This window comes from Pseudomonas sp. MONT-RG-20F-20-E-7-02, from assembly GCF_022662395.1.
GTDB lineage: Bacteria > Pseudomonadota > Gammaproteobacteria > Pseudomonadales > Pseudomonadaceae > Aquipseudomonas.
The window spans coordinates 127860-147513 of sequence record NZ_JAKNQN010000009.1 but is presented as its reverse complement, the minus strand read 5'-3'; the positions used below and the strand labels follow the sequence as shown (position 1 = coordinate 147513).

General features: G+C 61.2%; 17 protein-coding genes. 9 read left to right on the top strand and 8 right to left on the bottom strand.

All coding sequences use genetic code 11. From position 1 onward, the window contains the following. Nucleotides 1–30: 30 nt before the first annotated feature. The gene (locus L8I05_RS24255; RefSeq protein WP_242171830.1) at nucleotides 31–978 is read right to left on the bottom strand and encodes a choline ABC transporter substrate-binding protein; all 948 of its coding nucleotides are present in this window, start codon (nucleotides 976–978) and stop codon (nucleotides 31–33) included. 416 nt (nucleotides 979–1394) lie between these two features. On the opposite strand from L8I05_RS24255, the gene L8I05_RS24250 reads away from it, so the two are divergent. Continuing rightward, complete coding sequence (locus L8I05_RS24250; protein ID WP_242171827.1) at nucleotides 1395–2771, top strand: L-serine ammonia-lyase; 1377 nt, start codon at nucleotides 1395–1397, stop codon at nucleotides 2769–2771. Nucleotides 2772–3277: 506 nt separating this feature from the next. Further along, entirely contained in the window at nucleotides 3278–4381 is a 1104-nt protein-coding gene (locus L8I05_RS24245) for a GlxA family transcriptional regulator (protein ID WP_005792167.1), read from the top strand. Between the two features lie 105 nt (nucleotides 4382–4486). Here the strand turns inward: L8I05_RS24245 and L8I05_RS24240 are convergent, their stop codons facing one another. From L8I05_RS24240 to L8I05_RS24220, 5 genes are all read right to left on the bottom strand, one after another. After that, nucleotides 4487–4750 carry a hypothetical protein gene (locus tag L8I05_RS24240; protein ID WP_003216918.1) on the bottom strand — a complete coding sequence of 88 codons (264 nt, stop codon included), beginning with the start codon at nucleotides 4748–4750 and terminating at the stop codon, nucleotides 4487–4489. A gap of 462 nt (nucleotides 4751–5212) precedes the next feature. Further along, complete coding sequence (locus L8I05_RS24235; RefSeq protein WP_242171821.1) at nucleotides 5213–5692, bottom strand: thioesterase family protein; 480 nt, start codon at nucleotides 5690–5692, stop codon at nucleotides 5213–5215. Nucleotides 5693–5812: 120 nt separating this feature from the next. Continuing rightward, nucleotides 5813–6778, bottom strand: a complete 966-nt coding sequence (locus tag L8I05_RS24230) for an L-carnitine dehydrogenase (protein WP_242171820.1) — start codon at nucleotides 6776–6778, stop codon at nucleotides 5813–5815. Between the two features lie 144 nt (nucleotides 6779–6922). Next, nucleotides 6923–7810 carry a 3-keto-5-aminohexanoate cleavage protein gene (locus tag L8I05_RS24225; protein WP_242171817.1) on the bottom strand — a complete coding sequence of 296 codons (888 nt, stop codon included), beginning with the start codon at nucleotides 7808–7810 and terminating at the stop codon, nucleotides 6923–6925. 77 nt (nucleotides 7811–7887) lie between these two features. Then, complete coding sequence (locus L8I05_RS24220) at nucleotides 7888–8832, bottom strand: choline ABC transporter substrate-binding protein (RefSeq protein WP_242171814.1); 945 nt, start codon at nucleotides 8830–8832, stop codon at nucleotides 7888–7890. Between the two features lie 194 nt (nucleotides 8833–9026). Between L8I05_RS24220 and L8I05_RS24215 the strand changes: the two genes are divergently transcribed. Further along, nucleotides 9027–9971, top strand: coding sequence for a GlxA family transcriptional regulator (locus tag L8I05_RS24215; RefSeq protein ID WP_242171811.1), 945 nt, complete (start codon nucleotides 9027–9029; stop codon nucleotides 9969–9971). 234 nt (nucleotides 9972–10205) lie between these two features. Here L8I05_RS24215 and L8I05_RS24210 read toward each other — a convergent pair whose 3' ends face one another. Next, nucleotides 10206–10622 carry a DUF3010 family protein gene (locus L8I05_RS24210; RefSeq protein ID WP_242171805.1) on the bottom strand — a complete coding sequence of 139 codons (417 nt, stop codon included), beginning with the start codon at nucleotides 10620–10622 and terminating at the stop codon, nucleotides 10206–10208. A 40-nt stretch (nucleotides 10623–10662) separates the two neighbouring features. Continuing rightward, nucleotides 10663–11064 (bottom strand): lysozyme inhibitor LprI family protein, encoded by a 402-nt coding sequence (locus L8I05_RS24205; protein ID WP_056857778.1) that lies wholly within the window; start codon nucleotides 11062–11064, stop codon nucleotides 10663–10665. Nucleotides 11065–11282: 218 nt separating this feature from the next. Here L8I05_RS24205 and L8I05_RS24200 point away from each other — a divergent pair, with 218 nt between their 5' ends. The 6 genes from L8I05_RS24200 (at nucleotide 11283) to L8I05_RS24175 (ending at nucleotide 19039) form a co-directional block, all read left to right on the top strand. Further along, nucleotides 11283–12260 (top strand): dipeptidase, encoded by a 978-nt coding sequence (locus tag L8I05_RS24200; RefSeq protein WP_016972866.1) that lies wholly within the window; start codon nucleotides 11283–11285, stop codon nucleotides 12258–12260. A gap of 77 nt (nucleotides 12261–12337) precedes the next feature. Next, nucleotides 12338–12868: a DUF5943 domain-containing protein gene (locus L8I05_RS24195; RefSeq protein WP_003194877.1), complete on the top strand. Its 531-nt coding sequence runs from the start codon at nucleotides 12338–12340 to the stop codon at nucleotides 12866–12868. A gap of 16 nt (nucleotides 12869–12884) precedes the next feature. Next, nucleotides 12885–14945, top strand: a complete 2061-nt coding sequence (gene dgcA / locus L8I05_RS24190; RefSeq protein ID WP_069552019.1) for a dimethylglycine demethylation protein DgcA — start codon at nucleotides 12885–12887, stop codon at nucleotides 14943–14945. Between the two features lie 149 nt (nucleotides 14946–15094). After that, nucleotides 15095–17038: a dimethylglycine demethylation protein DgcB gene (dgcB, locus tag L8I05_RS24185; RefSeq protein ID WP_242171804.1), complete on the top strand. Its 1944-nt coding sequence runs from the start codon at nucleotides 15095–15097 to the stop codon at nucleotides 17036–17038. After that, nucleotides 17038–18258: an electron transfer flavoprotein subunit alpha/FixB family protein gene (locus L8I05_RS24180; RefSeq protein ID WP_242171803.1), complete on the top strand. Its 1221-nt coding sequence runs from the start codon at nucleotides 17038–17040 to the stop codon at nucleotides 18256–18258. The genes dgcB and L8I05_RS24180 overlap by 1 nt, the downstream gene beginning before the upstream one ends. A 10-nt stretch (nucleotides 18259–18268) precedes the next feature. Further along, entirely contained in the window at nucleotides 18269–19039 is a 771-nt protein-coding gene (locus tag L8I05_RS24175; protein WP_242171802.1) for an electron transfer flavoprotein subunit beta, read from the top strand. The last annotated feature ends 615 nt before the right edge of the window (nucleotides 19040–19654 follow it).

Genomic DNA, 19654 nt, shown 5'->3' with positions numbered 1-19654 from the left:
CAGGCCAGCGCACCGGCCTGGGGTCAGCACTTACTTAGCGAGGTATTCCTTGACGGCCTCCAACCCTGGTTTGCCATCGACGGTGGTCACACCGGCCAGCCAGGTGTCGAGTACTTGCGGGTTCTTCTTCAGCCAGGCTTTCGCCGCGGCGTCGGGCTTCATCTTGTCGTCCAGGACGTTACCCATCAGGGTGCTTTCCATGTTCAAGGTGAACGACAGGTTTTTCAGCAACTGGCCCACGTTGCTGCATTCCTGGGTGTAGCCCTTGCGAACGTTGGTGTAGATGGTGGCCTGGCCGTAGTTGGGGCCGAACGAGTCGTCACCACCGGTCAGGTACTTCATCTTGAAGCGAGTGTTCATCGGGTGCGGTTCCCAGCCGAGGAACACGATGGCCTGGTCGCGTTTGGTGGCGCGTTCCACCTGCGAGAGCATCCCGGCTTCGCTGGACTCGACCACTTTGAAACCTGCGGTTTTCAGGCCGAAGGCGTCTTTGTCGATGAGGGTCTGGATGGTGCGGTTGCCGTCGTTGCCCGGCTCGATGCCGTAGATCTTGCCGCCCAGTTCATCCTTGAATTTGACGATGTCGGCAAAGTCTTTCAGGCCCTTGTTGTACAGCGCTTCCGGGACGGCCAGGGTGTACTTGGCGTTTTCCAGGTTGGCGCGCACGGTTTCCACGGTGCCGGCATCACGGTACTGCTTGATGTCGTTTTCCATGGTCGGCATCCAGTTGCCGAGGAAGATGTCCATGTTCTTGCCGTCGGCCAGCGACTTGTACGTCACCGGCACCGAAATCATCGTGGTGCGTGGCTTGTAGCCGAGGCCTTTGAGAACTTCGCTGGTGGTTGCGGTAGTGACGGTGATGTCGGTCCAGCCGACATCGGAGAAGTTAACGGTCTTGCACTGTTCCGGTTCTGCAGCGTGTGCCAGGGCTGGCAGACTCAGCATGGCGGCCAACAACAACGAGGGTGAACCTTTCATCGGGGTAGACTCCTGTGTCTTTTTTCTGGCGGCATTCGCCGCGCTTTATAAGTGTTGCGGTTGGGGCGTGCGACAAAGCGGCGGCGCGGTGCCTTGCAAACGAGTCGAGACTGATCATGTACCAGTGAAAATCTGACGCCTACAGGGGGCGTCGTATCCAGTACAGGGATGGTCGTATCCAGTGTCGGTGACGTCGCTTACAGATTTTTCCAAAGGCAAAACTGCTGTTTTTATCGATCTGCACCGCTAAAAACGGCCAAAACGCCTGATCGCACGGGAGCGACGCTGGTGAGCATGGATGCGTCGGTGTGAGACGCCGTGAGGGCGGATAAAAGCTTGATGATGCCGCCATCTGGGCGATCTGAGCGTAGCACCTCGTTCAAGCCTGGCCGTGCTTATCGAGGAGTTCTACCGCAATGGCTATCAGCGTTTTCGACCTGTTCAAGATCGGCATCGGGCCTTCTAGTTCTCACACCGTCGGCCCCATGCGCGCCGCGGCGTTGTTCGTCCAGGCATTACGTGAACGTGAACTGTTGGAACAAGTCAGGCGCGTCGAAGTTCAGCTGTACGGCTCTTTGTCGGCCACCGGCATCGGCCACGGCAGCGACACCGCCACCATCATGGGCCTGATGGGCGAGTGGCCCGACGCAATCGACCCTTCGCAAATCGGCCTGCGTATTCACACCCTGCGCGAGACCGACACCCTGCTGCTTGACGGCCGTTTGCCGGTGCCGTTTATCTGGGCGCGCGACATGCGCCTGCTCGACGAAAACCTGCCGTTTCACCCCAACGCCATGACCCTTGTCGTGTTCGGCGATAACGGGGAGCTGCACCGCGACACTTACTATTCGGTGGGTGGCGGTTTTGTGGTGGATCAAGCCCAGGCGCAAAGCGGCGTGGCCGATATGGACCGCACCGAACTGCCGTATGATTTTTCCAGCGCGGTAGAGCTGTTGCAGCTGTGCAAGACCCACAACCTGCGCGTCGCCGAGTTGATGCTGGCGAATGAAAAGACCTGGCGCAGCGAAGAAGAAATCCGCAGCGGCCTGATGAAGCTGTGGCGCGCCATGCAGGATTGCGTGGAGCAGGGCCTCAAGCACGAAGGCATCCTGCCGGGCGGGCTCAATGTGCGTCGCCGCGCCGCCAAGTTGCATCGCAGCTTGCAGGAGTTGGGCAAGCCGAATGTGATCGGTTCGACCTTGAGCGCGATGGAATGGGTCAACCTGTTCGCCCTGGCGGTGAACGAAGAAAACGCCGCCGGCGGGCGCATGGTCACCGCGCCCACCAATGGCGCGGCGGGCATCATCCCGGCGGTGCTGCACTACTTTATGAAGTTCAGCGAAGAGGTCACTGAAGCCAACGTCGTCGACTACCTGCTCGGCGCGGCGGCGGTGGGCATTCTGTGTAAAAAGAACGCCTCGATCTCCGGCGCCGAAGTTGGCTGCCAGGGTGAGGTGGGTTCGGCCTGCGCCATGGCCGCCGCCGGGTTGGCGGAGATTCTCGGCGCCACGCCGGAGCAGGTGTGCAACGCCGCCGAAATCGGCCTGGAACATAACCTCGGCCTGACCTGCGACCCGGTGGGCGGGCTGGTGCAAGTGCCGTGCATCGAGCGCAACGCGATTGCGGCAGTGAAAGCGATCAACGCGGCGCAAATGGCGCTGCGTGGCGACGGTCAGCACTTTATCTCCCTGGACCGCGTGATCCGCACCATGCGCGATACCGGCGCGGACATGCATGACAAGTACAAGGAAACCTCGCGGGGCGGGTTGGCGGTGAGTGCGGTTGAGTGCTGAGACCGAGTCGCCTGCATCGCAGGCAGGCCAGCTCCCACCTTTGAATGTATTCACAGGTCAAAATGTGGGAGCGGGCTTGCCCGCGATAGCGGTAGACCTGGCACCACTGCTCATAAAGTGAACACCCGGATCCAAAAGCGCCACCTTTTAGCGCGTCGCAAACAGACAAGTAGCCCTCAGACGATTCCTTGCCCGACCACCCGTCACCTGTGCGTGCGGTGACAGACTTTCCCCACCCGCTCAAAGCGCCTTCCCACAAGTGCTACCGATCTGCTCACACCCCGTGAGCAGGCTCGCTCCAACGGCCTTTTCGGGGCATATCCCGCACTCGTTGCGCGGGCTTATATAGACGCGTCATCAGGTCGTTTTCAGGAGTTATTGAATGGCCATTCAATTTTAGGCATGGCATTTGCTCTATCAATTCAAAGCCTCTCCTTTCCAGGGCGAGCGCAATAACAAGAGCCTCGCCTGAGGCCATCACCCGCTTTGTGTGAGGAGATACTGCGATGACGTCGTTCAACTCCGGGGCTCAACCCCAGAACCGTGCGCCTCAATCCATCGGCTTTTTGCTGCTGGACAATTTCACGCTGATTTCCCTGGCGTCCGCAGTGGAACCCCTGCGCATGGCCAACCAGCTGTCCGGCCGCGAGCTGTATCGCTGGACAACCCTGAGTGTCGACGGAAACCAGGTGTGGGCCAGCGACGGTCTGCAAATCACCCCCGATGCCTCCATGCACAAAGCCCCGGCCCTGGACACTGTAATTGTGTGCGGCGGCGTGGGTATCCAGCGCACCGTCACCCGTGAGCACGTGTCGTGGCTGCAAAGCCAGGCGCGCCAGTCACGTCGCCTTGGCGCCGTGTGCACCGGCAGTTGGGCCTTGGCCTGCGCCGGCTTGCTCGACGGTTTTGATTGCAGCGTGCACTGGGAATGCCTGGCGTCGATGCAGGAAGCCTTCCCGCGTGTGGCCATGAGCACACGCCTGTTCACCCTCGACCGTAACCGCTTCACCAGCTCGGGCGGCACCGCGCCGCTGGACATGATGCTGCACCTGATCAGCCGCGACCACGGCCGTGAATTGTCCGCCGCGATTTCCGAAATGTTTGTGTACGAACGCATCCGCAACGAACAGGATCACCAGCGCGTGCCGCTCAAGCACATGCTCGGCACCAACCAGCCGAAGCTGCAGGAAATCGTTGCGTTGATGGAAGCCAACCTCGAAGAGCCGATCGACCTGGACGAGCTGGCGGTGTACGTCGCCGTGTCGCGTCGCCAGCTGGAGCGGCTGTTCCAGAAATACCTGCACTGCTCGCCGTCGCGCTACTACCTCAAGCTGCGCCTGATCCGTGCACGGCAGTTGCTCAAGCAAACGCCGATGTCGATCATCGAAGTGGCCTCGGTGTGCGGGTTTGTGTCCACGCCACACTTCTCCAAGTGCTACCGCGAATACTTCGGCATTCCACCACGGGATGAGCGCGTAGGGTCCAATACCACCCAGCAAGTGGCGATGATGCCGATTCCGCAGGCGCTGGTGTTGTCACCGTTGTCGGGGCCGATGTCGGCATTGAGCCAGGCTCGGAACGAGTCGACGTTCGCGAGTGTAAGGCTCTAGACCGAGTTGCCTGCATCGCAGGCAAGCCCGCTCCCACCTTTGACCGAGTTGTTGCTTAAAGCACCGATCAATGTGGGAGCCGGGCTTGCCCGCGATAGCGATATGTCAGGCGCCAGAGTTCTGCCGAAACTGCACCAAAGCCGGCAACAACTGCTTGTCGATCGCCTGCCGTACTGCCGGCAGGATCGTCGCGCTGCCGGTGTACATCTGTTCCACCATGCCCTTGAGCGCCTTGGCCCGGGCCGCGCTCAAGCCGCGCACTGCGCACTCGCAGGCCTGCTCGGCGGTAGCACCGCTGGACACTTCAAAACCCAGCGAGCGCAGTTGGCCCAGCAGGTCATCCTGGTCAATCAAATCCGCGTGCATCATGACGTTCATCCTGGTGTAGGGAGCGGGGATTGACTTGGATTCTGGTAGGCCCTCGACCGGTCGGCAAGGGCAGATTCAACGAATGGCTCATATGGCTATGAGCAGGTCGTTTTCGGGTCATTTACCGACAGAAGTAATAGGCACACTGAATGCCAGGCACGCACCTTGAAGGTTTGGTCACCCTCGGGATGTCACGCTCACACCAAGCGCTCTGCCCCGATCCAGTCACGGCTGGATCGGGGCTTTTTTGTCTGGGATTTGTGGTGGCTGTGCTGGCCTCTTCGCGAGCAAGCCCGCTCCCACTTTTGACTGCATTCCAACTTTGGAACTCGGTCTGAGTCACGCAAGGCCAGCAACCATTGCAGCAGGCTTTTCGGGTCTTCCATCACGGCCGCATAGTCGAATATGGGCAGTGCAAGTACGAAAATCGGCAACAGCGGCGGCGGTTTGCATGGCGATTCCTTAGTGTTTTTTGGGCGGCAATCCAATCACACGACCGAGCAGGGCAGGCCGGGGCAGGTCGGCCTGATCAGCGCTGATGGCGATGAGTTTTTCCAGGGTCGCTTCGGTAAACGGCGCTGAGTGCGGGCCGGCGAGGTCGACGTGCAGCAGCATCTGCTCGTTGCCCGCCAGTTCCTTCGCGTCGCCCACCCGATGCAGGCTGTGATAGAGGTGCAGGCGCTTGGCATCGTGGGCGATCAATTGGGTGTGCACTTCTACCTCGGCACCCAGTTTTACCTCGTGCAGGTAGTTCAGGTGCAGTTCCAAAGTGAACAGTGAATGGCCGCTGGCCTCGCGGTTTTCACTGTCCAAACCCAGAGTGTCCATCAGCGCGTCGGTGGCGTAGCTGAAGATCAGCAGGTAGAACGCATCGCGCAGGTGGCCGTTGTAATCCACCCAGTCGGGCTGGATGTTGGTGGTGTAAGTCGTCAGTGCAGGCATGGCGTGGATTCCGAACAATGTACTCGGTCAAAATGTGGGAGCTGGCTTGCCTGCGATGGCGGCGGTGAGTCGTACACCGCTATCGCAGGCAAGCCAGCTCCCACAGGAAATCAACAGCGGTTATTCAGCGAAGCTCATGCCGTGTTTGGCTTTGGTGGTTTTTACCGCTTCCAGCACCGCCAACAGGCAATCATCACGATAGCGCTCCAGCGCCGAAATGCTGTGTGTGCCTAACTGATCACTGGTGCCTTCGACTACGTCGTCGATCAGTTTGTCGGTCAACTCCGGCGCCGGCAGGTAGGTCCACGGCAACTGCAATGCCGGGCCGAACTGCGCCATGAAATGCCGCATGCCGGCATCGCCTCCGGCCAGGGTGTACGTGAGGAAGGTGCCCATGAACGACCAGCGCAGCCCGGCGCCAAATCGAATTGCATCGTCGATTTCGCCGGTGGTCGCCACACCGTCGTTGACCAGGTGCAGCGCCTCACGCCACAGCGCTTCGAGCAAGCGGTCGGCGATAAACCCTGGCACTTCCTTGCGCACATGCAGTGGGCGCATGCCGAGGGATTCATACACCTTGATCGCCGCCTGAATCGCTTCGGGTGCGGTGTTCTTGCCGCCCACCACTTCCACCAGCGGCAGCAGGTAAACCGGGTTGAACGGGTGGCCGACTACGCAACGTTCCGGGTGAGTGGAACCCTCGTAGAACTCACTCGGCAACAGGCCTGAAGTGCTCGAACCAATCAACGCCGTCGGCTTGGCCGCCGCGCTGATTTTGCTGTGCAATTCCAGTTTCAGCTCCAAGCGTTCCGGGGCGCTTTCCTGGATGAAATCGGCGTCTTTCACGCACTCTTCGATAGTGGCGACAAAGCGCAGGCGGTCTTGGGACGCACCTGGCGCCAGGCCTTGTTTTTCCAAGGCGCCCCAGGCGTTGGCGACGCGTTTGCGCAGGGCTGCTTCGGCGCCGGGCGCCGGGTCCCAGGCGATTACATCCAGGCCGTGGGCGAGGGCGCGGGACACCCAGCCGCTGCCGATAACGCCACTGCCGAGGGCGGCGAAGGTTTTGATTTCGGTGATAAAGCGCATGTCGACGTTCCCTGAATAATTCGGTGATCAATGTGGGAGCTGGCTTGCCTGCGATTGCGGTGTGTCAGTTGGAGTATTCGGTGCTGGTGTACCGCTATCGCGGGCAAGCCCGACTCCCACAGGGTGCAGTAGTGTTTGGAAAAATTAGCCGCGCTTGGTCAGGCCCATCTTGATTCGGCCTTCCGCCGGGGTCATGACCCGCGCGCCCAGGCGGCTGAGGATTTCACTCGCGCGCTCCACCAGCTGGCCGTTGGTGGCCAGCACGCCTTTGTCCAGCCACAGGTTGTCTTCCAGGCCGACCCGCACGTTGCCGCCCAGCAGCACCGCTTGCGCGGCCATCGGCATTTGCATGCGGCCGATGCCGAAACCGGCCCACACCGCGTCGGCGGGCAGGTTGTCGACCATGGCTTTCATGGTGGTGGTGTCGGCCGGTGCGCCCCATGGGATGCCCAGGCACAGTTGGAACAGCGGGTTGTCGAGCAGACCTTCCTTGATCATCTGCTTGGCGAACCACAGGTGGCCGGTGTCGAAAATTTCCAGCTCAGCTTTTACGCCCAGCTCTTGAATACGTTTGGCGCCAGCGCGCAATTGCGCCGGGGTGGACACGTAAATGGTGTCGCCATCGCCGAAGTTCAGCGTGCCGCAATCGAGGGTGCAGATTTCCGGCAGCAGCTCTTCCACGTGGGCCAGGCGGGTCAGCGGGCCGACCAGGTCGGTGTTGGGGCCGAACTCCATGGGGCGCTCGCCGCCACCGATCTCCAGGTCGCCGCCCATACCGGCGGTGAGGTTGACGATGATGTCGATGTCGGCCTCGCGGATGCGCTCCATCACTTCGCGGTACAGCGCGACGTCGCGGCTGAACTTGCCGGTTTCGGGGTCACGCACGTGGCAGTGCACCACGGTCGCGCCAGCCTTGGCGGCTTCTACGGCAGCGGCGGCGATTTGTTTGGGCGTGACGGGCACGTGTGGGCTTCTGCCGGTCGTGTCGCCAGCACCGGTGAGTGCGCAGGTGATGATGACGTCGTGGTTCATGAGGCGGTTCCTTACAGGCGGGCGTAGTGATGCCGTTCGCAGCCAACGGCGGCTGCGACACGGTGATTCGAATCAGGTTATTGGCTGGTCAGTTGCAGGTTGGCCGCGGCGGGCTTGCCGTCGAAGGTGGTCACGCCTTCGAGCCAGCGCTGCTGGTCTTGCGGGTGGTCCTTGAGCCACTGCTTGGCGGACTCGATGGCGTCCTTGTGATCCAGCAATGGCTGCATCATCCGGCTCTCGTCGGCGGCGGTGAAGGTCAGGTTGGTCAGCAACTTGTGCACGTTGGGGCACTGTTCGGCGTAGGTCGGCGAGGTGACGCTCCACACCGTGGCCATGCCTTCGTTCGGGCCCAGGGCGTCGTCACTGCCGGTGAGGTAAGTCATGGCGACGTTGACGTTCATCGGGTGCGGCGCCCAGCCGAAGAACACCACGGCTTCCTTGCGGCGTACCGCGCGGTCGACGGCGGCGAGCATGCCGGCCTCGCTGGACTCCACCAACTGGAATTTGCCCAGGCCGAACTGGTTCTTGGCGATCATCGCCTTGATCTGGGTGTTGGCGCCCGAGCCTGGCTCGATGCCGTAGATCTTGCCGCCCAGTTCTTTTTCGAACCTGGCGATGTCGGCGAAGGTTTTCAGGCCCTTGTCCGCCAGGTACGTCGGCACGGCGAGGGTGGCGCGGGCGTCTTCCAGGCTGGGTTTCTCGAGGACTTTGACTTGCTTGGCATCGACGAACGGCGTGATGGTCTGGGTCATCAGCGGGTTCCAGTAGCCCAGGAACATATCCAGGCGTTGGTCACGGATGCCGGCGAAGATGATTTGCTGGGAGGCGCTGGTCTGTTTGGTCTTGTAGCCGAGGCCGTCGAGCAACACTTGGGTCATGGCGCTGGTGGCGATTACGTCGGTCCAGTTAACCACGCCCATGCGCACGTTCCGGCAAGATTCTGCGTCGGCCGCGAATACGCTGGTGCTCAAAATGGCGCTGGCGCTGAGTGCAAGCACGCAGCGGCTGATCAGTCGGTTCATGGTGGATCCCTCGGCAGGTCGTTATTGTGGGGGCCGGCGTCTTTGTGCGCCGTGGGATCAAGTTACGTACCTTCGGGCCCGACAAAACGCACGACGGCGACCCGCTCTTGCACTGCAGCGACCTGTGCTCTTGAATGGCCCGTTGAACTGGCGTATCACAGTGACCACGCTGCCCGTCCTACGAGAGCGCCACCATGTCCCAGGATTTCTACTTTCTGCTGATGCCGGGTTTCTCGGCCATCGGCTTTATCTCCGCGCTGGAACCGCTGCGGGTGGCCAACCGCTTTCGTGGCGAGCTGTACCGCTGGCATGTGTTGAGCGCCGACGGCGGCGCGGTGCTGGCGAGCAATGGCATGTCGGTCAACGCCGACGCGGCGCTGGAACCGCTGAAAAAAGGCGCGACGCTGATGGTGGTTGCCGGCTTCGAACCCTTGAAGTTCACCACACCCGCGCTGGAACACTGGCTGCGCCGCCTCGACCACGACGGCGTGACCCTCGGCGCCATCGACACCGGCGCCTGTGTGCTCGCTGAAGCCGGTTTGCTCGATGGCCACCGCCTCACCCTGCACTGGGAAGCCATCGACGCCTTCAAGGAGTCTTATCCACAGCTCACGGTGACCCAGGAACTGTTCGAGATCGACCGCCGCCGCATCACCTGCGCCGGCGGCACTGCGTCCATCGACCTGATGCTCGACCTGATCGCCCAGGCCCACGGCCCGGAGCTGGCGATCCAGGTTTCCGAACAATTCGTACTCAGCCGCATCCGCCCACGCAAAGACCACCAGCGCATGCAGATCGCCACGCGCTATGGCATCAACAACAAGAAGTTGGTGCAGGTGATTGGCGAGATGGAACAACACACCGAACCGCCGCTGAGCACCCTGGCATTGGCCGACGCGATCAATGTCACGCGGCGCCAGTTGGAGCGGTTGTTTCGTTTGCATTTGAACGATACGCCGAGCAACTTCTACCTCGGCCTGCGCCTGGAAAAAGCCCGGCAGTTATTGCGTCAGAGCGACCTGAGTGTGCTGGAGGTGAGTATTGCGTGCGGGTTTGAGTCGCCTTCTTACTTCACGCGAAGCTATCGGGCGCGGTTTGCGAAGTGCCCGAGAGAGGATCGGCGACGGGAGGTGGTTTGATCGTTTTTTAGCCAATTATAGTGATGACTATAATTTATAGTCGTTTCCATAATTGAGTATAAATCTCAGTTTCCACGGCTTGGGAATTCATCGCCACCGCGCAAATTACTGAGTGTATACGCATCAAATGTGGGAGCTGGCTTGCCTGCGATAGCGGTGTAGCCGATGGCATTTGTGGTGCTGACCCGCCGCCATCGCAGGCAAGCCAGCTCCCACATTGATCTTTGCTGTGGCTTATTTCTTCAGCAGTGCCGAGCACGCCGCCTTGTAGGCCTCATGCTGATATTTGTTCAGCGAGGCCGGCAGGTCAAAGCCGTGCTTTTTGTTCTGCGCATTGATGGTCTGCGGCGACAACAGCATCACCTCAACGCCGTCCAGCAACTGAAACACACCTTCAATCTTGAACGTGGTCGGGCCACCGGCGAACTCGCCTTTTTTGCTGCGCTTCTTGATCGCAATGCGGGTGATCGCGTTTGACTGTACGAAAGCCTTCACCTGGGCGGCGAAGGCTTTGACGTTGGCCGCTTCATCGTCATCTTCGAGGGCGATTTTCTTGGTGGCCAGGGCGACGTGTGTCAGCGCCTGGCTGTCCAGTGAGGCGACAGCGATGATGGCTTCGCTGCCTTTGATTTCGATGCCGCAGATAGTCATGAATGGCCTTGATTCAGAGAAAAGTGGCAGGGATTGTCGCTTATTCCTGCCCAATCGACTCCAAAAACTCCGACCGCTCATCACTCATCCGCGCCAGGCAGTCATTCTGCTGGATCGCGTAGTCCTTGCTGCCATTCACCGCCGGGAAGGTGTCCACGGCGCAATCGGCGTCACGCAGTTTTTCCCATTTTTGCTGGGCATCCTTCAGACGAGCGGTAATGTCGGCCAGTTGCGACTTGTTGCTGCCATAGGTCGAACCCATGCGTTCCAGCAAGCCTTGATAGTTATCCTTGAGCAATTGCTCGGCGGTGGTCTTGTTGTACGTGGCGCATTCCAGGGTTTGCTTGTCGTTCTCGATGCCATCGCACGGCGTGTTGTCCGTGTCTTCGGCCGCGTGGACGCCGGTTGCGATGAGTGCCAAAGCCAGGAAAATCGATTTCATTGCGCCGTCTCATATCAGGTGATGCGGAATTCTGGCTCAAGCGTAAGACAAAGAACAGTCGTCAGTCAGACGTGTCATGTAGGCCTTTGTCGCGGATTGACGCTTTCGGCAATTCCCCTGTCGTTTTTGCACCCGGTTCGTTCAGCCCCTGGGCATATGCTGGCCCCAAAGCGCCGGCAGACGATTCGGCGCATGAATCGCCAATAAGGGGACGCCTGATGAGCCCAGCCGAATTGCACGCCGACAGCATCGTTATCGACGGGCTGATCATTGCCAAGTGGAACCGCGACCTGTTCGAGGACATGCGCAAAGGTGGCCTGACCGCCGCCAACTGCACGGTGTCGGTGTGGGAAGGCTTCCAGGCCACGATCAATAACATCGTGGCCAGCCAGACCCTGATCCGTGAGAACAGCGACCTGGTGATCCCGGTGAAAACCACCGCCGACATCCGCAAAGCCAAGGAGCAGGGCAAGACCGGCATCATCTTCGGCTTCCAGAACGCCCATGCGTTCGAAGACCAGTTGGGCTACGTCGAGATCTTCAAGCAGCTCGGCGTGGGCGTTGTACAGATGTGCTACAACACCCAGAACCTGGTCGGCACCGGCTGCTATGAGCGCGACGGCGGCCTGTCGGGCTTTGGCCGTGAAGTCGTCGGCGAGATGAACCGCGTCGGCATCATGTGCGACCTGTCCCACGTCGGCTCCAAGACCAGCGAAGAAGTCATCCTCGAATCGAAAAAACCGGTGTGCTACTCCCACTGCCTGCCTTCAGGCCTTAAAGAGCACCCGCGCAACAAGTCCGATGAAGAGCTTAAGTTTATTGCGGACCACGGCGGTTTTGTCGGCGTGACCATGTTTGCGCCGTTTCTGGCCAAGGGCATCGATTCAACCATCGACGACTACGCCGAAGCCATCGAATACACCATGAACATCGTCGGCGAAGACGCCATCGGCATCGGCACCGACTTCACCCAGGGCCATGGCCAGGATTTCTTCGAAATGCTGACCCACGACAAGGGCTACGCCCGCCGCCTGACCAGCTTCGGCAAGATCATCAACCCGCTGGGCATCCGCACCGTGGGCGAGTTCCCCAACCTCACCGAGACCCTGCTCAAGCGCGGTCACAGCGAGCGCGTGGTGCGCAAAATCATGGGCGAAAACTGGGTCAACGTTCTGAAAGACGTCTGGGGCGAATAAGCCACCGCCAACATTTCTTTTCCCCAGGCCATCCGGTGCCTGGGGCATCCAAACGAATTTTCTGGAGTTAAGTTTCCATGGCTAAGATCGCCCCGCAATTGCCTATCGAAGTCGACAGCGAAACCGGTGTCTGGACCTCCGACGCCCTGCCGATGCTGTACGTGCCGCGCCATTTCTTCGTCAACAACCACATGGGCATCGAAGAAGTGCTGGGCGCAGATGCCTATGCCGAAATCCTCTACAAGGCCGGCTACAAATCCGCCTGGCACTGGTGTGAGAAAGAAGCTGAATGCCACGGCCTGGAAGGCGTCGCGGTGTTCGAACACTACATGAAGCGCCTGTCGCAACGCGGCTGGGGCCTGTTCAAGATTCAGGACATCGACCTCGACAAGGGCACTGCCAGCGTCAAACTCGAACACTCGGCCTTCGTCTACGTGTACGGCAAGGTTGGGCGCAAAGTCGACTACATGTTCACCGGCTGGTTTGCCGGCGCCATGGACCAGATTCTGCAGGCGCGTGGCAGCAACATCCGCACCGTAGCCGAACAAGTCTACGGAGGCTCCGAAGAGGGCCACGACGACGGCCTGTTCACCGTCAAGCCGTTGTAAGTCGAGGAACCGTGCCATGGCTTTCGAAGCAATGTTCGCGCCGATCCAGATCGGCAAACTGACCATCCGCAACCGCGTGCTCAGTACCGCCCACGCCGAGGTGTATGCCACCGACGGCGGCATGACCACCGACCGCTATGTGAAGTACTACGAAGAGAAAGCCAAGGGCGGGATCGGCCTGGCAATCTGCGGCGGCTCCTCGGTGGTGGCCATCGACAGCCCGCAGGAATGGTGGAGTTCGGTGAACCTGTCCACCGACCGCATCATCCCGCACTTCCAGAACCTGGCCGACGCCATGCACAAGCATGGCGCCAAGATCATGATCCAGATTACTCACATGGGCCGTCGCTCGCGTTGGGACGGCTTTAACTGGCCAACCCTGATGTCGCCGTCCGGCGTGCGTGAGCCGGTGCACCGTGCTACCTGCAAGACCATCGAGCCGGAAGAAATCTGGCGCGTGATCGGCAACTACGCCAGCGCCGCCAAGCGCGCCAAGGCGGGTGGCCTGGACGGTGTGGAACTGTCCGCCGTGCACCAGCACATGATCGACCAGTTCTGGAGCCCACGGGTCAACAAACGTACCGACGAATGGGGCGGCACCTTCGAGGGCCGCATGAAGTTCGGCCTGGAAGTACTCAAAGCGGTGCGCGCCGAGGTCGGTGACGACTTCTGCGTGGGCATGCGCCTGTGTGGCGACGAGTTCCACCCGGACGGCTTGTCCCATGAGGACATGAAGCAGATCGCCAAGTATTACGACGACACCGGCATGCTCGATTTTATCGGCGTGGTGGGCTCGGGTTGTGACACCCACAACACCCTGGCCAACGTGATCCCCAACATGAGCTACCCGCCGGAGCCGTTCCTGCACCTGGCGGCCGGTATCAAGGAAGTGGTCAAGGTTCCAGTGCTGCACGCACAGAACATCAAGGACCCGAACCAGGCCACGCGCATTCTGGAAGGCGGTTATGTGGACATGGTCGGCATGACCCGTGCGCACATCGCCGACCCGCACCTGATCGCCAAGATCAAGATGGGCCAGATCGACCAGATCAAACAATGCGTCGGCGCCAACTACTGCATCGACCGCCAGTACCAAGGGCTGGACGTGCTGTGCATCCAGAACGCCGCGACCTCCCGTGAATACATGGGCGTGCCGCACATCATCGAGAAATCCACCGGGGCCAAACGCAAAGTCGTGGTGGTCGGTGCCGGTCCGGCCGGGATGGAAGCGGCGCGGGTCGCGGCCGAACGTGGCCACGACGTGACCTTGTTCGAGAAGAAAGAGTTTATCGGCGGGCAAATCACCACCGCCTCCAAAGCCCCGCAGCGTGACCAGATCGCCGGCATCACCCGCTGGTTCCAGCTGGAGTTGGCGCGCTTGAAAGTCGACCTGCGCCTGGGCGTGGCGGCGGATGCCGAGACCATCCTGGACCTGCGGCCTGACATCGTGGTGCTGGCCGTCGGCGGGCATCCGTTTATCGAGCAGAACGAACACTGGGGCGCCGCTGAAGGCCTGGTGGTGAGCAGTTGGGACGTGCTCGACGGCAAAGTCGCGCCGGGCAAGAACGTGCTGGTGTACGACACCATCTGCGAGTTCACCGGCATGTCGGTGGCCGACTTCCTGGCCGACAAAGGCAGCCAGGTGGAAATCGTCACCGACGACATCAAGCCAGGCGTGGCCATCGGCGGTACGTCGTTCCCGACTTACTACCGCAGCATGTACCCCAAAGAAGTGATCATGACCGGCGACATGATGCTGGAAAAGGTTTACCGCGAGGGCGACAAGCTGGTGGCGGTGCTGGAGAACGAATACACCGGCGCCAAGGAAGAACGCGTGGTCGATCAGGTGGTGGTCGAGAACGGCGTGCGCCCGGACGAAGCTATCTACTACGGGCTCAAGGAAGGTTCGCGCAACAAGGGCCAGATTGACGTCGAAGCCTTGTTCGCGATCAAGCCGCAGCCGTGCTTGAGCGAAGCGGGTGACGGCTACTTGCTGTTCCGCATTGGTGACTGTGTGGCGCAGCGCAATACCCACGCCGCTATCTATGACGCCCTGCGCCTGTGCAAGGATTTCTGACCCACTTGATCGTTCCCGCGCTCTGCGTGGGAATGCCGCCCTGGACGCTCCGCGTCCGCTCTTAGGTCGTGACGCAGAGCGTCACAGGATGCATCCCCACGCAGAGCGTGGGGACGATCATTGACCCCGTGGTCTTTGGGAGCTTCACCATGTTGAACATCCTTCTTCCCATCCTGCTCTTTGCCGCCCTGGGCCTTGCCGTCCTCGGCGCGCTGCGCCGGGTGAACATGTGGCGCCGTGGCCGTGCCTCCAAGGTCGATTTGCTCGGCGGCCTGCTGGCCATGCCCAAGCGCTACATGGTCGACCTGCACCACGTGGTCGCCCGCGACAAATACATTGCCAACACCCACGTCGCCACCGCCCTGGGCTTTGTGCTGTCGGCGTTACTGGCGATTCTGGTGCACGGTTTCGGCCTGCATAACCGCATCCTCGGCTACGCCTTGCTGCTGGCCTCGGTGCTGATGTTTGTCGGTGCCACCTTCGTCTACCTGCGCCGTCGCAACCCGCCTGCACGCTTGTCGAAAGGCCCGTGGATGCGCCTGCCGAAAAGCCTGATGGCGTTCTCGGTGAGCTTCTTTGTGGTGACCTTGCCGGTCGCCGGCATCCTGCCCGCTGACTTCGGCGGCTGGCTGCTTGCCGCGTTGTTGAGCGTGGGCGTGCTGTGGGGCGTGAGCGAGATGTTCTTCGGCATGACCTGGGGCGGCCCGATGAAACACGCCTTTGCCGGTGCGCTGCACCTGGCCTGGCACCGCCGCGCCGAGCGCTTTGGCGGCGGCCGTTCCACTGGCTTGAAGCCGCTGGACTTGAGCGACAAAACCGCGCCACTGGGCGTGGAAAAACCCAAGGATTTCACCTGGAACCAACTGCTTGGCTTTGACGCCTGCGTACAGTGCGGCAAGTGCGAGGCCGCGTGCCCGGCGTTCGCCGCCGGCCAGCCACTGAACCCGAAAAAGCTGATCCAGGACATGGTGGTCGGCCTGGCCGGTGGCACCGATGCCAAGTTCGCCGGCAGCCCGTATCCCGGCAAACCTGTCGGCGAACACAGCGGCAACCCACACCAGCCGATCGTCAACGGCCTGGTGGATGCTGAAACCCTGTGGTCGTGCACCACCTGCCGCGCCTGCGTGGAAGAGTGCCCGATGATGATCGAACACGTCGACGCCATCGTCGACATGCGCCGCCACCTCACCCTGGAAAAAGGCGCCACGCCAAACAAGGGCGCCGAAGTCCTCGAAAACCTGATCGCCACCGACAACCCCGGCGGCTTCGCACCGGGCGGTCGGCTGAACTGGGCGGCGGATTTGAACCTGCCGCTGTTGAGCGAAAAAGGCAGCTGCGATGTGCTGTTCTGGGTCGGCGACGGCGCCTTCGACATGCGCAACCAACGTACCCTGCGCGCGTTCGTCAAAGTGCTGAAAGCGGCCAAGGTCGACTTCGCGGTACTTGGCCTGGAAGAGCGTGACAGCGGTGACGTCGCGCGGCGCCTGGGCGATGAAGCCACCTTCCAGCTGCTGGCCACGCGCAATATCCAGACGCTGGAAAAATATGGCTTCAAACGTATCGTCACTTGCGACCCGCACAGCTTCCACGTGCTGAAAAACGAGTACGGCGCGTTCAATGGCAACTACCTGGTGCAGCACCACAGCACCTTCATGGCCGAGTTGATCGGCGACGGCGCGCTGAACCTGGGCCAGCACAAGGGCAACAGCGTGACCTATCACGACCCATGCTATCTGGGCCGCTACAACGGCGAATACGAGGCGCCGCGCCAAGTGCTGCGCGCGCTGGGCATCGAGGTCAAGGAGATGCAACGCTCGGGCTTCCGTTCACGCTGCTGCGGCGGCGGTGGCGGTGCACCGATCACCGACATTCCCGGCAAGCAACGTATCCCCGACATGCGCATGGACGACATCCGCGAAACCGGCGCCGAGCTGGTGGCCGTGGGTTGCCCGCAGTGCACGGCGATGCTGGAAGGCGTCGTGGAACCGCGCCCATTGATCAAGGACATCGCCGAGCTGGTCGCTGACGCTTTGCTCGAAGACGCCGCCCCGGCAAAAGCCCCGATTAAGCGTGAACCTGCGGAGGTGCATTGATGAGCGACATTATCCGCCGCGACCCACGGGCCGAATGGATCGCCCGCAACCGCCTGCACCCGCTGCATGCGGCGATGCAGCCGGCGCTCCACAGCTGGATGGGGCCCAACGGCGTCATCCGCAAAAACCTGCACGGCGTGGGTTTTATCGGCCCCAACGGCCTCAAGCGTATCGACCGCAGCGGTGCCCAGCAGGGCGGCGAGGCCAAGCGTACGGCGGCAGTGGAAGTACAGTTGCCATTGCATCAGGTCACAGCCCCGGCGTTCTACATCAACGTGGTGCCGGACATGGTCGGTGGCCGCCTCAGCAGCCACGACCGCGATCTACTCGGCTTGGCGCGGCAACTCGCCGGCAGCGACGGCGCGGTGCTGGCGGTGGTGTTTGGCGAACACAAGGAAAGTGCGTTTGCCACGGCGGGCGTCGACCGGCTGTTGGTGCTGGACGGCCACGAATTCGACGGTTATTCACCGGAACAACGTGTACACGGCCTGCGGGCTGTGGATAACCAGTACAACCCACGCCACTGGCTGCTGCCGGACAGCCGCAGTGGCGGCGGCGAACTGGGGCGGCGTTTTGCTGCGAGCCTCAAGGAACGCCCGGCCACACGCGTGTGGCAGATCAAGGACGGGGCGTGCATCGGCCGCGCCGGTGCGGGCCAGGAAGATTTGGCCCGGCCTTTGCCACGCCTGATTCTTGCGGCTGCCGAATGTGCCGATCCGGTCAGTGAAACGCGTCACGAAGTGTTGCCCATGGAGTTATCCACACCGCTGGCGCGCAGCTTGCCGCGCATCGAAGACCTCGGCGCGGTGGCGGTGGACCCGGCCGCGATTCCGATGGCCGAAGCCGAATTCATTTTCTCCGGCGGCAACGGCGTGAAGGATTGGGCACTGTTCCACCAGACCACCGCCGCACTGGGCGCCACTGAAGGCGCTTCGCGGGTGGCAGTGGACGATGGCTTTATGGCGCGTGATCGCCAGGTCGGCGCCAGCGGCACGTGGGTTACTGCGCGGGTTTACGTGGCCGTGGGGATTTCCGGGGCGATCCAGCACCTGCAAGGCATCGGTGCCTGCGACAAGGTGGTGGCGATCAACCTTGATCCGGGCTGCGACATGATCAAGCGTGCCGACCTGTCGGTGATCGGCGAGAGCGCCGCGATTCTGCAAGCCTTGATCGCTGCGGTCGAGGCCTACCGCAACGGCGCCAAGCGCGACGCGGCTTAAGGACATGACCATGACCACGAATGTAATCAGCTTGGTGTCCATCGGCGCCCACCCGACCTCAGGCCGCCCACGCCGCGCCGAGCAAGATGCCCGGGCGGTGGAGCTGGGCCTGCAAATGGCTGGGGATAAGTTGCAGGTGCTGCACGCCGGCGATATTCACGAGCCTACATTGCGCAGTTACCTGGGCATGGGCTTGCCACAATTGCAGGTGCTGGAACAGCCGGCAGGTTCGGATGCCTTGCCGGTACTCAGTGAGTATTTGCGCGGTGCCGGCGCCCAAGTGGTGTTGACCGGCAGCCAGGCGGAAACCGGCGAAGGCTCGGGCATGTTGCCGTTCCTGCTGGCCGAGCAACTGGGTTGGCCGCTGATTGTCGGGCTGGCGCAGGTGGAGTCCATCGAAGGCGGCATAGCCCACGTGCTGCAGGCGTTGCCGCGTGGTCAGCGGCGGCGCTTGAAAGTGCGCCTGCCGTTTCTGGCCACGGTGGATAACGCCGCGCCCAAGCCACGCCAGAGCGCCTACGGCCCGGCACAGCGCGGTGAGCTGGCGGCCCATGAAGTCGAGATCGAACAGGACGAGTTATTCACAGGCGCACTGCTGCAACCCGCCAAGCCACGGCCCAAGCGTCTCAAGGTGATCAAGGCCAAGAGCGGTGCCGACCGTATGAAGGCTGCCACGGCCAAGGCCAGTGGTGGCGGTGGGCAGGTGCTCAAGGGGCTCAGCCCTGAGGCGGGCGCCGAAGCCATTCTCAAGCTGCTCATCGAAGAAGGTGTAGTGCGCTAATTCCCTGTGTGGGTCTTTCTGTGGGAGCCGGGCTTGCCCGCGATGCAGGCAACTCGGTCTGTCAGTTAAACCGAGTTGCCTGCATCGCAGGCAAGCCAGCTCCCACACAAGCCGGTTCCCACCGAAAGGCCCGCTCCCACATTGGATATGCGGTGTTTTCTAGGATTACCCACAATCCCTGTTGACCCACCTGTGGATAACCTGTTCGCGGTTGTCCACACCCCCGGTAACTCAAGCCCTGCAGCCCTCTGTACGAAAAACAACCAGGCTAACTGACGGTTTTTCCTGGGTTTTTCCATGAATAACTTAATTCGCGGACCCAGACTTGCCCCCAAAGTCTGTTGGCGCTTCTGTGGATAAGATGTTCGCTATCGTCTACAGGCCTTATAAACAAAGGCTTTCATGGGTTTGATCAAAATTTGATCAAATTGGCTTATTTGTTGATTTAAAGCGCTGGAACCCCCGACTTATGCAGGTTTGACGCGGTTTTCCACAGCGCCGATAAACTTGCCCCCAAAGTCTGTTGGTGCTTCTGTGGATAAGGTGTTCGCGTACTGCTACAGGGCACGTAATCCGTGGCTTTTGAACATTTGATCAATAAATGACCAGGTCGGG